This window comes from Bacillus cereus group sp. MYBK245-2, from assembly GCF_051916145.1.
GTDB lineage: Bacteria > Bacillota > Bacilli > Bacillales > Bacillaceae_G > Bacillus_A > Bacillus_A pacificus.
The window spans coordinates 1-14,478 of record NZ_JBQAGB010000004.1 but is presented as its reverse complement, the minus strand read 5'-3'; the positions used below and the strand labels follow the sequence as shown (position 1 = coordinate 14,478).

The window sequence follows — 14,478 nt, the reverse complement described above, 5'->3', positions numbered from 1 at the left end:
AATTGGTTTGTTCTTCCTTTTGCAGTATAATGATAGGTATTGATAATGAGGAAATAATTATGTCTAAGATCATATATAAAGGAGGTAGTGAAGAGAGAAAACAAATAATGAAAGTGTAGGTAATGTGAAAAACTTACCGACACAGCTGGTGAGGCACTAGCAAAATTATAGAAAGGAAGTCTACTAACTAGGCGTATGCACACGTGTGAAAGTGAATCGTAAAAGATTTATTTGAAGTGTTAGTAGCGGAAAGAGGGTACATATGGCAAAGCGTGGTACGAGAATTGCCGCCTTTTTCCTCATCGTTTTATTAATCGGTGGAGTAATTGGTGCGGCAGGAAAAGACATAGCAAAAGGAATTAGTCTAGGACTAGACCTTCGTGGTGGTTTTGAAATTCTGTATGAAGTAAAACCAGCCAAAAAAGGTGATAAAATTGACCGAGAGGCACTTGTAAGTACAGTAGGTGCTCTTGAAAATCGTGTCAATGTACTTGGTGTAAGTGAACCGAACATTCAAATTGAAGGGCAGGACCGAATTCGTGTACAGCTTGCTGGTGTACAAGATCAGCAAAAAGCACGTGAAATGTTATCAACACAAGCGAAATTAACATTCCGTGATGTAGATGACAACCTTCTTATGGATGGAACGGATTTAAAAGGTGGCGGAGCGAAACAAACATTTGATGAGCAAGGCCGTGCGAGTGTAGGTCTTACACTAAAAAGCGCTGAAAAATTCCGTGAAGTAACTGAAAAAATTTCAAAAATGCCACCACCAACGAATTTAATGGTAATTTGGCTTGATTTTGAAGAAGGAAAAGATTCGTACAAAGCAGAATCTGCAAAACCGAATCCGAAGTTCTTATCAGCAGCAACAGTAAACCAAGTGTTTAACCAAGCTGAAGTATCTATCGTGGGTGGAAACTTTACAGTTGAAAGCGCGAAACAACTTTCATCTTTATTAAATGCAGGTGCACTTCCTGTTGATTTAAAAGAAATGTATTCAACATCTGTTGGAGCGAAGTTTGGTCAACAAGCGTTAGAGCAAACAATTTTCGCTAGTGCGATTGGTATCGCTCTTATTTTCTTATTTATGCTTGTATTCTACCGTTTACCAGGACTTGTAGCGGTTATTATGTTAGGTTTATACATTTTCGTTACATTACTTGTCTTTAACTGGATGCATGCAGTTCTTACGTTGCCAGGTATTGCGGCGTTAGTGCTCGGGGTAGGTATCGCGGTTGATGCGAATATTATTACGTACGAGAGACTGAAAGAAGAGCTGAAAATTGGTAAGTCAATGATGTCGGCATTCCGTGCTGGTAACCATCGTTCATTAGCAACCATTTTAGATGCGAACATTACAACACTTGCAGCAGCTGGTGTATTATTCGTTTATGGTAATAGCTCTGTAAAAGGGTTCGCAACAAGTTTAATCGTAAGTATTTTAGTCGGTTTTATTACGAACGTATTCGGTACTCGTTTCTTACTAAGTTTACTTGTAAAGAGCCGTTACTTCGATAAAAAACCAGGATACTTTGGTGTGAAACAAAAGGATATTATTCCATTAACAAAAGGTGTAGTACATCCACCGACAAGATTTGATCGTATTAACTTCGTAAATGTCGGTCATAAATTCCTTATCTTCTCGCTGGTAGTTGTAATTGCAGGTGCAATTATTTTACCAATTTTCAAATTGAATCTTGGTATTGACTTTGCGAGTGGTACACGTATCGACTTGCAATCAAAACAAGCAGTTACTGTGTCTGATGTTCATAAAGATTTTAAAGAATTGAACATTGACGTGAAGGAAGAAAATATTGTACCGACTGGAGATGACAATAAAGGATTCGCAGTTCGTACATTAGGTGTTCTATCAAAAGATGAAATTGCGAAAACAAAAACATTCTTCCACGATAAATATGGTACAGATCCAAACGTAAGTACAGTTTCACCAACAATCGGGAAAGAGATTGCACGAAATGCATTTATCGCAGTATTAATTGCTTCTGCGGTTATCATTTTATACGTAAGTATTCGTTTCCGATTTACGTATGCATTATCTGCAGTACTTGCATTATTACATGATGCATTCGTTATGATTGTTATATTTAGTATTTTCCAGTTAGAGGTAGACTTAACGTTTATCGCTGCGGTATTAACAATCATTGGTTATTCTATTAATGACTCGATCGTTACATTTGATAGAAACCGTGAATTATACAAACAGAAAAAACGAGTACGTGATATAAAAGACTTAGAAGAGATCGTAAATGCAAGTATTCGTCAAACGCTTGGTCGTTCGATTAATACTGTACTAACAGTGCTATTCCCAGTAATTGCATTGCTTATCTTCGGTAGTGAGTCACTACGTAATTTCTCGTTTGCGTTACTTGTTGGATTAGTTGTAGGTACGTATTCTTCTGTTTTCGTTGCTTCTCAAATTTGGTTAATGCTTGAAAACCGTCGTTTGAAAAAGGGCAAAAACAAGAAAAAGGTTGAGAAAGTAGAATCTGAACCGCAAGTATAAAAAAGATGATGTCTCTTTATGAGGCATCTCTTTTTTCGTTTGTGGATACAATAAGATAGCGACTTTGAAATGGAAAATGGAAGAAAGTGGTGATGTTATCGCTGTTTTTGTTACAATAAAGTGAAACTTTAATCAGTGGGGGGGTTCTTCATCCCCCCACTGATTATTAGCCTTCACCAATCGGACTTTTATGGGCAGCCCGACCCCCACCTAAATTTTTTGCTTTCACTGAATTTTGAGGTAGGGGTCTTACTGCCCATTAAAGTGGGATAAAAAGATAGGTTAAGAAAAGAAGGGATTTTAATGATGGAAAAAGATGAACGTTTTAAACAGGCCGAGTTTGGTGCTATTGTCGGGATCGTTGGTAATATTATATTAGCAATCATAAAAGCGGTAATTGGTTATATTGGGAACAGTAAAGCGCTATTAGCGGATGCTGTGCATTCTGCATCAGATGTAATTGGTTCGCTAGCTGTACTGTTTGGATTACGAGCAGCAAAGCAGCCGCCCGATGAAGATCATCCGTATGGTCACGGTAAAGCGGAATCGATTTCAGCGATTATTGTTGCAGTATTATTATTTATTGTGGGAATCGAGATAGCGATTTCGTCCATAAAAGCTTTTTCGCAGGAACTAGAACCGCCGAAGGGAATTACGATTTTTGCTGTTGTTCTTTCGATTATTGTGAAAGAAGGAATGTTTCAATATAAATTTCGATTAGGGAAAAGGGTAAATAGCGATGCAATTATTGCAAATGCATATGAGCACCGTTCGGATGTGTTTTCTTCAATTGCAGCTTTAATCGGTATTTGTGCAGCGATTATTGGTGGTAAGTTCGGGTTAGATTGGCTTGTATATGCCGATCCAATTGCAGGATTATTTGTTTCACTTCTTGTTGCAAAAATGGCATGGAGTATTGGGGCAGAAGCAATTCATGCAACGCTGGATCATGTTCTTCATGAGGAAGATGTTGTTCCGCTTAGAGAAGCAGTACTTCAAATAGATGGTGTGAAAAAAATCGGTTCGTTATATGCAAGGGAGCATGGTCATTACGTTATTGTAGATATTAAAGTTTCTGTAGATCCATATATTACTGTAGAAGAAGGGCATCGCATTGGAAAGCGTGTGAAAGAAACGCTTATGCTGCAAGATAACGTACAAAATGTATTTGTACATATAAATCCGTATTCTCCAAATTAAACATTAGTAGCATTTTAGTATACAGATATTACATCGTAGTTTGCATGATATTGTCACCCCTTAATCTGTCTTGTATAATGAACAGGTTAAGGGGTGATTTCGTGTTACAACCGAAGACGCGTTGGAAAGAAAAAGAATATAATAGCGAGCGAGTGAGTGAATTAGCAAGTAAATTACAATTATCACCACTTGTCGTTTCGTTATTCCTCGGTAGAGGACTAGATACAGAAGATAAGATTTTAGATTTTTTAAATACAGAAAATCAAGAATTTCATGATCCGTTTTTATTAGAAGGAATGGATAGAACGGTAGAACGTGTAAATAAGGCGATTCAAAATGGAGAGCAAATATTAATATTTGGTGACTACGATGCGGACGGAGTAAGTAGTACAACTGTTTTATATATTGCCTTACAAGAATTAGGTGCAGACGTAGAATTTTATATCCCAAACCGTTTTACAGAAGGTTATGGACCGAATGAAGAAGCATTTCGTTGGGCGCATAGCGCAGGATTTTCACTCATTATTACTGTCGATACTGGTATCGCAGCTGTACATGAAGCGAAGGTAGCGAAGGAACTGGGGATAGATCTAATTATTACAGATCACCATGAGCCACCACCAGAATTGCCAGAAGCACTTGCGATTATTCATCCGAAATTAGATGGCGGTGTGTATCCGTTTCACTATTTAGCTGGTGTAGGTGTTGCGTTTAAAGTTGCACATGCACTACTGGGCCGTGTGCCAGAACATTTATTAGAAATTGCAGTAATTGGTACGGTAGCCGATTTAGTATCACTTCACGGTGAGAATAGATTGCTAGTGAAGCGCGGTTTAAAACATATGCGTATGACGAAAAATATCGGACTAAAGGCGCTATTTAAAGTTGCTAACGTTTCGCAAAGTGAAATTACAGAAGAGAGTATTGCCTTCTCAATCGCACCTCGTATTAATGCAGTTGGACGTTTAGAAGATGCAACGCCGGCTGTACATCTTTTATTATCAGAGGATCCCGAAGAAGCGAAAGAGCTGGCTGAAGAAATTGATGAGCTGAACAAACTGCGAAAAGATATTGTAAAGCAAATTACAGAAGAAGCTATCGCTGAAGTGGAAACGAATTTCCCTCCTGAAGACAATAAAGTATTAGTGCTTGCAAAAGAAGGATGGAATCCAGGTGTAATTGGAATTGTCGCTTCTAAATTAGTTGAACGTTTTTATCGTCCAACGATTGTATTATGCATTGATCCTGTAAAAGAAACTGCAAAAGGTTCAGCGCGTAGTATTGCAGGATTTGATTTGTTTGCAAACTTGTCAGATTGTAGAGAGTTATTGCCACACTTCGGAGGACATCCGATGGCAGCGGGAATGACGCTACATATGAATGATGTAGATGAATTACGCCGCCGTTTAAATGAACAGGCAGATACAATTTTAACAGAAGAAGATTTTATTCCAATTACAGCTGTCGATGCTTTTTGCAAAGTGGAGGACGTAACACTTGCAGCAATTGAAGATATGCAAAAGTTAGCGCCATTTGGTGTTGGAAATCCAAAGCCACGTATTGCAGTGAAAGATGCGGAGTTAGAAAGTATTCGTGCAATCGGATCAGATGGTTCTCATTTAAAGATGTCTCTTCGTGATGGACAAGCAACATTGGATACAATTGGATTCGGTTTTGGTGCGTACGCGAAAGAAATTTCTCCAGTTGCAAAAGTATCTGTAATAGGAGAAGCGTCTATCAATGAATGGAATAATTTTAAGAAGCCGCAATTAATGGTACAAGATATTGCTGTAGAGGCATGGCAATTATTCGATTGGCGTAGTATGCGTAACGTAGAAGCAAATTTAGCAGAACTTCCGAAAGGGAAAATCACGATGGTGTATTTTTCTGAAGAGGTATTGAATAAATTTTCTTTAGAAGACTATAAAGAGCATATGATGCATGCATCAGAAGTGACCGAGTTAGATGATCAATACATCGTATTACTTGATTTACCAAAAGGGACAGATGAATTAAGAGAGCTATTTAAAGTAGGATTCCCGTCGCGAATTTATACACTATTTTATCAAGAGAATAATCATTTATTTAGTACTGTTCCAACGAGAGAACATTTTAAATGGTACTATTCGTTCTTGAGCCAAAAATCACCATTTTCTTTAAGACAATATGGAGAACAACTATGTCAACATAAAGGTTGGTCAAAAGATACAGTAAATTTCATGACACAGGTGTTTTTTGAGTTAGAATTTGTTACAATAAAAGATGGCGTCATTTTTATGGCAGATAAAAAACAAAAGCGTGATTTAATTGAATCGAGCACATATCGTGAGAAAATGAACCACTTACAATTAGAAAAAGAATTGGTTTATAGCACATATCAGCAACTATATACATGGTTTGAAACGATTCGTAATCATAAAGAAGTAGAACAGTTAGGGTAAAGGATTTGTATTTACAAACCTTTTAGATCTGAGGAGGATTCAGAAATATGGATTTCAAGCAACATATCGCAATTGTACCGGATTATCCGAAAGAAGGTATTGTGTTTAAAGACATTACACCGTTAATGAACGACGGTAAAGCATACAAAGCAGCAACAGATGCAATCGTTGAGTATGCAAAAGAGAGAGACATCGATCTTGTAGTAGGACCAGAAGCTCGTGGTTTCATTATCGGTTGCCCAGTTTCTTATGCATTAGAAGTAGGATTTGCGCCAGTTCGTAAATTAGGAAAATTACCACGTGAAGTAATTACAGTTGACTACGGTAAAGAATATGGTAAAGACGTTTTAACGATCCATAAAGATGCAATTAAACCAGGTCAACGCGTATTAATTACAGATGACTTATTAGCTACAGGTGGAACAATTGAAGCGACAATTAAGTTAGTTGAAGAGCTAGGCGGAGTTGTAGCAGGAATTGCATTCTTAGTAGAACTTACTTACTTAGATGGTCGTAAAATGTTAGATGGTTACGATGTATTAGTATTAGAAAAATACTAATCACTATATAGGTAAAACTACGGTGATAAAAAGTACCCGTGAATCTCTTGGAGAGGAGCGGGTACTTTTGTATAATTGAACAAAAAATTATAGTGAAATGTCAGTAAAATCTTTTCCTTTTCACAATTCACAATCATTGGGTTATAATGATAGAATATAATTTATTCTATTCAATAAAGATAAAGTCAATTTTCAATAAAAGGTGATTCGATGGCAAATGAGCAGGTACTAACAGCTGAACAGGTACTCGAGAAAGCAAGTCAATATTTAGTGGATGAAGATATTGAGCTAGTAGCACGTGCCTATGAATATGCACGCGATGCGCATAGCGAACAATACAGAAAATCGGGTGAACCATACATTATTCATCCAATTCAAGTTGCAGGTATTTTAGTTGATTTACACATGGATCCAGCTACAGTATCAGCAGGTTTCTTACATGATGTAGTAGAAGATACAGAGATTACATTAGAAGATATTGAACGGGAATTTAATAAAGAAATTGCTATGCTTGTCGATGGTGTGACAAAGCTCGGAAAGATTAAATATAAATCTCATGAGCAACAACAAGCAGAAAACCATCGCAAAATGTTTATTGCAATGGCTCAAGATATTCGAGTTATTTTAATTAAACTAGCCGATCGTCTTCATAACATGCGTACATTGAAACATTTGCCTCAAGAGAAGCAGCGTCGCATTGCGAATGAAACGTTAGAAATCTTTGCACCTTTAGCACATAGACTCGGAATTAGTACTATTAAATGGGAGCTAGAGGATACGTCACTTCGCTACTTAAATCCACAGCAATATTATCGTATTGTAAATTTAATGAAGCGTAAACGTGCAGAACGTGAAGAGTATTTAGAGGAAGTAATGACTGGTATTCGTGAGAAATTAGATGAAGTTGCAATTCAACCTGAAATTTCTGGAAGACCAAAACATATTTACAGCATTTATCGTAAAATGGCACTGCAAAATAAACAGTTCAATGAAATTTATGATTTATTAGCTGTACGTGTCGTTGTAAATAGTATTAAAGATTGTTATGCAGTACTTGGAATTATTCATACGTGCTGGAAGCCGATGCCAGGTCGTTTTAAAGATTATATTGCAATGCCGAAAGCAAATCTATATCAATCTCTTCATACGACTGTAATTGGGCCGAAAGGTGATCCGCTTGAAGTGCAAATTCGTACGAAAGAAATGCATGAGATCGCAGAATTCGGGATCGCGGCACACTGGGCGTATAAAGAAGGAAAAACAGCAGAAACAGCAGGTACATTAGAGAAGAAACTTACATGGTTCCGTCAAATATTAGAATGGCAAAATGAAGCTTCTAATGCAGAAGAGTTTATGGAGTCATTAAAAATTGATTTATTCTCTGACATGGTATTCGTCTTTACACCGAAAGGCGATGTAATGGAATTACCACTTGGATCTGTTCCAATTGACTTTGCATATCGTGTGCATTCAGAAATTGGAAATAAAACAATTGGTGCAAAAGTAAACGGGAAAATGGTGACACTTGATTATAAATTAAAAACAGGTGACATCATTGAGATTTTAACATCGAAACATTCGTATGGACCAAGTCAAGATTGGGTGAAACTTGCTCAAACATCTCATGCAAAAAACAAAATACGTCAGTTCTTTAAGAAACAACGTAGAGATGAAAATATTGAAAAAGGCCGTGAACTTGTTGAGAAAGAAGTGCGTAGCCTAGAGTATGAGATGAAAGAAGTGTTAGCTCCTGATAATTTAAAACGAGTTGCTGAAAAATTCAACTTTGCAAATGAAGAAGATATGTTTGCGGCAGTTGGATATAATGGCATCACTGCATCGCAAATTGTTACGCGACTAACGGACAAGTTCCGTAAGCAACGTGAAGAAGAAGAGATTGTTGAAGTTAAAGAAGTTCGTAAACCGATGAAAATTCGAAAATGGGATTCTGGCGTTAAAGTAAGTGGTGCAGATAATTTATTAATTCGTTTATCAAAATGCTGTAACCCAGTACCTGGTGATGATATCGTTGGGTATATTACGAAAGGCCGAGGCGTATCGATTCACCGCCGTGACTGTGTAAATGTTCATACAGAAGAAGCTATAGAACGTTTATTAGAAGTAGAGTGGGAAGGTAGCCCTGAAAAAGAAATTGAGTATAACGTTGATATTGAAATTTCAGGTTACGATCGCCGTGGTTTATTAAATGAAGTATTACAAGCTGTTACAGAGACGAAAACGTACATTTCGGCAGTTTCTGGTAGAAGTGACCGTAATAAGATGGCGACAATTAATATGTCAATCTCTATTCGTAACTTACAACACTTGAAAAAAGTAGTAGAACGCATTAAACGTGTTCCAGAAATTTATGCAGTACGACGCATGATGCATTAATAGGGAGTGTAGAAAAGATGAGAGTTGTTTTACAACGATCAAAGGAAGCGTCTGTCACAGTAGACGGTGAGATCGTAGGACAAATTCCGTTCGGTTTAACATTACTAGTTGGCATTACGCATGAAGATACAGAAAAAGATGCAACTTACATTGCAGAAAAAATTGCGAACTTACGTATTTTTGAAGATGAGAGTGGAAAGATGAATCATTCTGTACTTGATGTAGAAGGACAAGTTCTATCCATTTCGCAATTCACATTATACGGAGATTGCCGCAAGGGAAGACGTCCAAACTTTATGGATGCTGCCAAACCTGACTATGCAGAGCGTTTATATGATTTCTTTAATGAAGAAGTACGTAAGCAAGGATTGCATGTAGAAACAGGGAAGTTCGGAGCAATGATGGATGTTTCTTTAATCAATGATGGTCCGGTGACCTTAATTGTGGAAAGTAAATAGTGTTGCTGAAGAAGAGAGGGGATGAGCCCCTCTCTTCTTTTGTGGTTTTTAATGGTATATTTTGCTAGTTATTGTTATGATAGTTAAGAAAATAAACGATATAATCGGGGGATTATGGGAGGTAAATTTTATGGAAACATTTGTACTCGTTCATGGAGCATGGGATGGCGGTTATGTTTGGAAAAAACTAGCTAAACTTTTAAGGGAAAGGGGTCATAGTGTATATACTCCTACATTAACTGGACTTGGGGAACGAACACATCTTATGCAACCTAATATAGGGCTGAAAACATTTATTCAAGACATTGTTAATACTATTAAATATGAGGGTCTAAGAGATGTAATTTTAGTAGGGCATAGTTATTCTGGTATGGTAATTACAGGTGTAGCAGAAGAGATTCCCGAGTTTATTAAAGAGCTAGTATACGTGGATGCAATGCTTCCGGAAAATGGTGATTCTGTTATGGATATTTCTGGGCCGGAAATGGCCGCACATTTTATAGAAGAAGTAAAAGTATACGGGGAAGGATGGCGTGTTCTTCCTAGAAATACAATAGATGAAAAAAAATCAGCGATGTCATTGTTGGCTTTTACACAATCGGTTGAAATAAAAAACTCTAAAGCGCAACTTATACCCCATATATACGTAGAAGTAAAGGATAATCCAGAACATTGGCCAATGACGCCTATCTTTTTAGAATCAGCAAAAAAAGCAAGGGATAGAAAATGGAAAGTTTTTTCTATTGAAGTTGGTGGGCATTGGGTAATGGAAACTAATCCAGAGGCGTTGGTTCGTATATTGAATCAGTGTGTAGAAGTAGTTTAATGTATGCTTTATTTCCTGTGGAAGAAAGGGAAGTGCAAGGTATATTACATGTAATGTTAGAAATGATCGTATTTGGGCTAGGTATTGCAGTGTTGTTATATTCATTTGAAGCATCATATGCTAGCGAGTGGACTGGCCAATTATTATAAATACAATAATACTAATGTTTATTTTGAGTCAATAGCTTTTTCGTTTATGTATAACTCTCTAATCAATATGGAACAATAAAAAGTAAAACATCCATATTGAATGTGAGGGATATACGTATGCGTATGAATGAAAAAGGGCATTCTGTTACAAATGGTGCAAATCAACTGTTTAACGTAAATTTTCATGATTTTATTTCAAAAGAGCAAAACAATACTTCGATGGAGCTTGCTTCTGAGTTTGGCATTTCTCTTCAAGATGTAAAGCGTCTAAAGAAGCAGATTGAACGCTCTTAGAGCACTTGACAATCCTACTGAACAAACGTATAGTAATTTTATATTTACATATGAATATAACCGTTGATAGAGAAGAGTAAATGAGACACACATGGAAAGAGAAGAAATGTCTTAGGCTGAAAACATTTCTACATGATGACTGATTGAATGACACTCTAGAGGTTTCAACTTGAACGGCATATACGCTTAGTAGGGATGAACGCACATTTAAGCGTTATTAAAAAAGTGGAAGCATACGTGCTTCAATTAGGGTGGCACCACGGGTATAATACTCTCGTCCCTACTGTTCAAACAGTAGAGGCGGGAGTTTTTTTATTTTTATTAAGATTAAAACAATTTGAGGAGGAACTGAATATGTCTATTCAAATCCCACGCGGAACGCAAGATATTCTTCCAGGCACTGTTGAGTTATGGCAGTATATCGAAGGGCAAGCACGCGAAATTTGCCGTCGTTACAATTATAAAGAAATTCGTACACCAATTTTTGAACACACGGAGCTATTTTTACGTGGTGTTGGTGATACGACAGATATCGTACAAAAAGAAATGTACTCATTCCAAGATCGTGGAGAGCGTAGTTTAACATTACGTCCAGAAGGTACTGCACCTGTTGTACGTTCTTACGTTGAAAATAAAATGTTCGGTGACGCAACACAACCAACGAAATTATATTATATCGGTCAAATGTTCCGTTACGAAAGACCGCAAGCAGGTCGCTATCGTCAATTCGTACAATTTGGTATTGAAGCAATCGGTAGTAACGACCCTGCAATTGATGCAGAAGTAATTGCACTTGCTGTAGAGTTTTATCGCGGCATGGGCTTAAAAAATATTAAAGTTGTATTAAACAGCTTAGGTGATGCGGCGAGCCGTCAAGCGCACCGTGATGCGTTAATCGCACACTTTGAGCCACGTATCGGTGAGTTCTGTTCTGACTGTCAATCTCGTTTAGAAAAGAACCCTCTTCGAATTTTAGATTGTAAGAAGGACCGTAACCATGAATTAATGGGAACAGCACCATCTATTACAGAATACTTAAATGAAGATTCAGCAGTATACTACGAAAAAGTTCAAGAACTATTAACGATGATGGATGTTCCATTTGAAAAAGATCCGAACTTAGTACGTGGTTTAGACTACTACCAGCACACTGTTTTTGAAATTATGAGTGAAGCAGAAGGTTTCGGTGCTATTACTACATTAAGCGGTGGTGGACGTTACAACGGACTTGTACAAGAAATCGGTGGACCAGAAATGCCAGGTATCGGTTTTGCGATGAGTATTGAACGTTTAATTATGGCGCTAAAAGCTGAAAACATTGAATTACCAATTGAACATAGCATTGATTGTTACGTTGTAGCGCTTGGTGAAAAAGCGAAAGACCATGCTGCAAAAGTTGCGTTTGATCTTCGTAAAGCTGGATTATCAGTTGAAAAAGATTATTTAGACCGCAAAATGAAAGCACAATTTAAATCAGCAGATCGTCTAAAAGCGAAATTTGTAGCTGTATTAGGGGAAGATGAGCTAGATAAAGGCATCATTAACTTAAAAGATATGGCAACAGGCGAACAAGAAGAAGTGGCGTTAGATGTATTTGCTTCATACGTAGCAGAGAAATTAATATAGGGGGAACTTACAGTGGCTGAAAGAACACATGCATGTGGAAAAGTAACAGTAGAAGCAGTTGGACAAACAGTTCAATTAAAAGGTTGGGTACAAAAACGCCGTGATTTAGGTGGGTTAATCTTTATCGACTTACGTGACCGTACAGGTATCGTACAAGTTGTATTTAACCCAGAAACATCAAAAGAAGCGCTAGAAGTAGCAGAAACAATTCGTAGCGAATACGTATTACACGTAGAAGGTACAGTTGTTGAGCGTGGTGAAGGCGCAATTAATGACAATATGGCAACTGGTCGTATTGAAGTACAAGCAACAAAGGTAAACGTATTAAACGCAGCGAAAACAACGCCAATCATTATTGCTGATGATACAGATGCATCAGAAGATGTGCGTTTAAAATATCGTTATTTAGACTTACGTCGTCCTGTAATGTTCAATACATTCAAAATGCGTCATGACGTAACAAAAACAATTCGTAATTTCTTAGATACAGAAGAGTTCTTAGAAGTAGAAACACCAATTTTAACGAAGAGCACGCCAGAAGGGGCTCGTGACTATTTAGTACCAAGCCGTGTACATGACGGTGAATTCTATGCGTTACCACAGTCTCCACAGCTATTTAAACAGCTTCTTATGGTCGGCGGATTTGAGCGTTACTATCAAGTAGCACGCTGTTTCCGTGACGAAGATTTACGTGCGGACCGTCAGCCAGAATTTACGCAAATCGATATTGAAGCTTCATTCTTAACACAAGAAGAAATTTTAGATATGATGGAGCGCATGATGACGAAAGTTATGAAGGATGCGAAAGGTGTAGAGATTAGTGCACCATTCCCTCGTATGACTTACGCTGATGCAATGGCTCGTTACGGTTCTGATAAGCCAGATACACGCTTTGAAATGGAACTAACAGACTTATCTGAGTTTGCAGCAGGTTGTGGATTTAAAGTGTTTACAAGTGCTGTAGAAAGCGGCGGACAAGTAAAAGCAATTAATGCAAAAGGTGCTGCGAGCAAGTACTCTCGTAAAGACATCGATGCATTAACTGAATTTGTAAAAGTATACGGTGCAAAAGGTTTAGCTTGGCTTAAAGTGGAAGAAGACGGCTTAAAAGGACCGATCGCGAAATTCTTCGGTGAAGAAGATGCAAACGTGTTAATGACTACATTAGAAGCTACTGCTGGTGATTTATTACTATTCGTAGCAGATAAGAAGAGCGTTGTTGCAGATAGCTTAGGTGCACTTCGTTTACGTCTAGGTAAAGAGCTTGAGTTAATTGACGAAAGTAAATATAACTTCCTATGGGTAACGGATTGGCCGCTTCTTGAGTATGATGAAGATGCAGATCGTTACTTCGCAGCTCACCACCCATTCACAATGCCATTCCGTGAAGATGTTGAGCTATTAGAAACAGCACCAGAAAAAGCACGTGCACAAGCATATGACCTTGTATTAAACGGTTACGAGCTTGGTGGTGGATCACTTCGTATTTACGAGCGTGACGTACAAGAAAAAATGTTCAAAGCACTTGGATTCTCACAAGAAGAAGCGCAAGAGCAATTCGGATTCTTATTAGAAGCATTCGAATACGGTACTCCACCACACGGTGGTATTGCATTAGGTTTAGACCGTCTTGTTATGTTACTTGCAGGTCGTACAAACCTTCGTGATACAATTGCATTCCCAAAAACAGCAAGCGCAAGCTGCTTATTAACAGAAGCTCCAAGCCCAGTTGCAGAAGCACAGCTTGAAGAGTTAAACTTAAAATTAAGCTTAAAAGAAGAGAAGTAAGAATAGGGTCTAGATGGTTATACTAATACCATCTAGACTTTTTTTGAGAGGTTGTTTAAAAAGTCCGGTTCAGATGGCTGTCGCATCTCGTCGTTACGTATGCTAGTCCGGTGCTCGAGTAGTAACGCTACACTGCGCTCCTCCTAGCATACGTGTCTCGATCTGCTCGGCCCTCTGAATCCTCCTTTTTAAACGTGTATTGGAAGGAAGTTTAA

10 protein-coding genes, 1 pseudogene and 1 other annotated feature are annotated in these 14,478 nt (G+C 37.8%); all 11 genes and pseudogenes read left to right on the top strand.

Annotation, left to right across the window (positions count from 1 at the left end; all coding sequences use genetic code 11):
• The first annotated feature begins 262 nt into the window (after positions 1-262).
• Positions 263-2,527 (top strand): protein translocase subunit SecDF, encoded by a 2,265-nt coding sequence (gene secDF / locus ACTFRN_RS08890; protein WP_016718528.1) that lies wholly within the window; start codon positions 263-265, stop codon positions 2,525-2,527.
• Between the two features lie 306 nt (positions 2,528-2,833).
• On the top strand, positions 2,834-3,727 hold the full coding sequence (locus tag ACTFRN_RS08885; RefSeq protein ID WP_074567762.1) for a cation diffusion facilitator family transporter: 894 nt from the start codon (positions 2,834-2,836) through the stop codon (positions 3,725-3,727).
• A 101-nt stretch (positions 3,728-3,828) separates the two neighbouring features.
• On the top strand, positions 3,829-6,168 hold the full coding sequence (recJ, locus tag ACTFRN_RS08880; RefSeq protein ID WP_074567759.1) for a single-stranded-DNA-specific exonuclease RecJ: 2,340 nt from the start codon (positions 3,829-3,831) through the stop codon (positions 6,166-6,168).
• Positions 6,169-6,215: 47 nt separating this feature from the next.
• On the top strand, positions 6,216-6,728 hold the full coding sequence (locus tag ACTFRN_RS08875; protein ID WP_000346214.1) for an adenine phosphoribosyltransferase: 513 nt from the start codon (positions 6,216-6,218) through the stop codon (positions 6,726-6,728).
• A gap of 210 nt (positions 6,729-6,938) precedes the next feature.
• On the top strand, positions 6,939-9,122 hold the full coding sequence (relA, locus tag ACTFRN_RS08870; protein ID WP_001262814.1) for a GTP diphosphokinase: 2,184 nt from the start codon (positions 6,939-6,941) through the stop codon (positions 9,120-9,122).
• Between the two features lie 17 nt (positions 9,123-9,139).
• Positions 9,140-9,580 (top strand): D-tyrosyl-tRNA(Tyr) deacylase, encoded by a 441-nt coding sequence (locus ACTFRN_RS08865; protein WP_001266956.1) that lies wholly within the window; start codon positions 9,140-9,142, stop codon positions 9,578-9,580.
• Between the two features lie 130 nt (positions 9,581-9,710).
• Complete coding sequence (locus ACTFRN_RS08860) at positions 9,711-10,406, top strand: alpha/beta fold hydrolase (RefSeq protein ID WP_000447394.1); 696 nt, start codon at positions 9,711-9,713, stop codon at positions 10,404-10,406.
• A 14-nt stretch (positions 10,407-10,420) separates the two neighbouring features.
• Positions 10,421-10,590 (top strand): annotated as a pseudogene (locus ACTFRN_RS08855) (YrdB family protein); the annotation flags it as partial.
• A gap of 82 nt (positions 10,591-10,672) precedes the next feature.
• Positions 10,673-10,849, top strand: coding sequence for a hypothetical protein (locus tag ACTFRN_RS08850; RefSeq protein ID WP_001242605.1), 177 nt, complete (start codon positions 10,673-10,675; stop codon positions 10,847-10,849).
• Positions 10,850-10,903: 54 nt separating this feature from the next.
• Positions 10,904-11,134: a binding site (T-box leader), on the top strand.
• 69 nt (positions 11,135-11,203) lie between these two features.
• On the top strand, positions 11,204-12,475 hold the full coding sequence (gene hisS / locus ACTFRN_RS08845) for a histidine--tRNA ligase (RefSeq protein WP_000027087.1): 1,272 nt from the start codon (positions 11,204-11,206) through the stop codon (positions 12,473-12,475).
• 12 nt (positions 12,476-12,487) lie between these two features.
• On the top strand, positions 12,488-14,263 hold the full coding sequence (gene aspS / locus ACTFRN_RS08840; protein WP_000840911.1) for an aspartate--tRNA ligase: 1,776 nt from the start codon (positions 12,488-12,490) through the stop codon (positions 14,261-14,263).
• The last annotated feature ends 215 nt before the right edge of the window (positions 14,264-14,478 follow it).

What these genes read in the sequence shown, in the direction of transcription:
- secDF (WP_016718528.1), top strand. Translation starts at nt 263, where the DNA reads ATGGCAAAGCGTGGTACGAGAATTGCCGCCTTTTTCCTCATCGTTTTA.
- ACTFRN_RS08885 (WP_074567762.1), top strand. Translation starts at nt 2,834, where the DNA reads ATGGAAAAAGATGAACGTTTTAAACAGGCCGAGTTTGGTGCTATTGTC.
- ACTFRN_RS08875 (WP_000346214.1), top strand. Translation starts at nt 6,216, where the DNA reads ATGGATTTCAAGCAACATATCGCAATTGTACCGGATTATCCGAAAGAA.
- relA (WP_001262814.1), top strand. Translation starts at nt 6,939, where the DNA reads ATGGCAAATGAGCAGGTACTAACAGCTGAACAGGTACTCGAGAAAGCA.
- ACTFRN_RS08865 (WP_001266956.1), top strand. Translation starts at nt 9,140, where the DNA reads ATGAGAGTTGTTTTACAACGATCAAAGGAAGCGTCTGTCACAGTAGAC.
- ACTFRN_RS08860 (WP_000447394.1), top strand. Translation starts at nt 9,711, where the DNA reads ATGGAAACATTTGTACTCGTTCATGGAGCATGGGATGGCGGTTATGTT.
- ACTFRN_RS08850 (WP_001242605.1), top strand. Translation starts at nt 10,673, where the DNA reads ATGCGTATGAATGAAAAAGGGCATTCTGTTACAAATGGTGCAAATCAA.
- hisS (WP_000027087.1), top strand. Translation starts at nt 11,204, where the DNA reads ATGTCTATTCAAATCCCACGCGGAACGCAAGATATTCTTCCAGGCACT.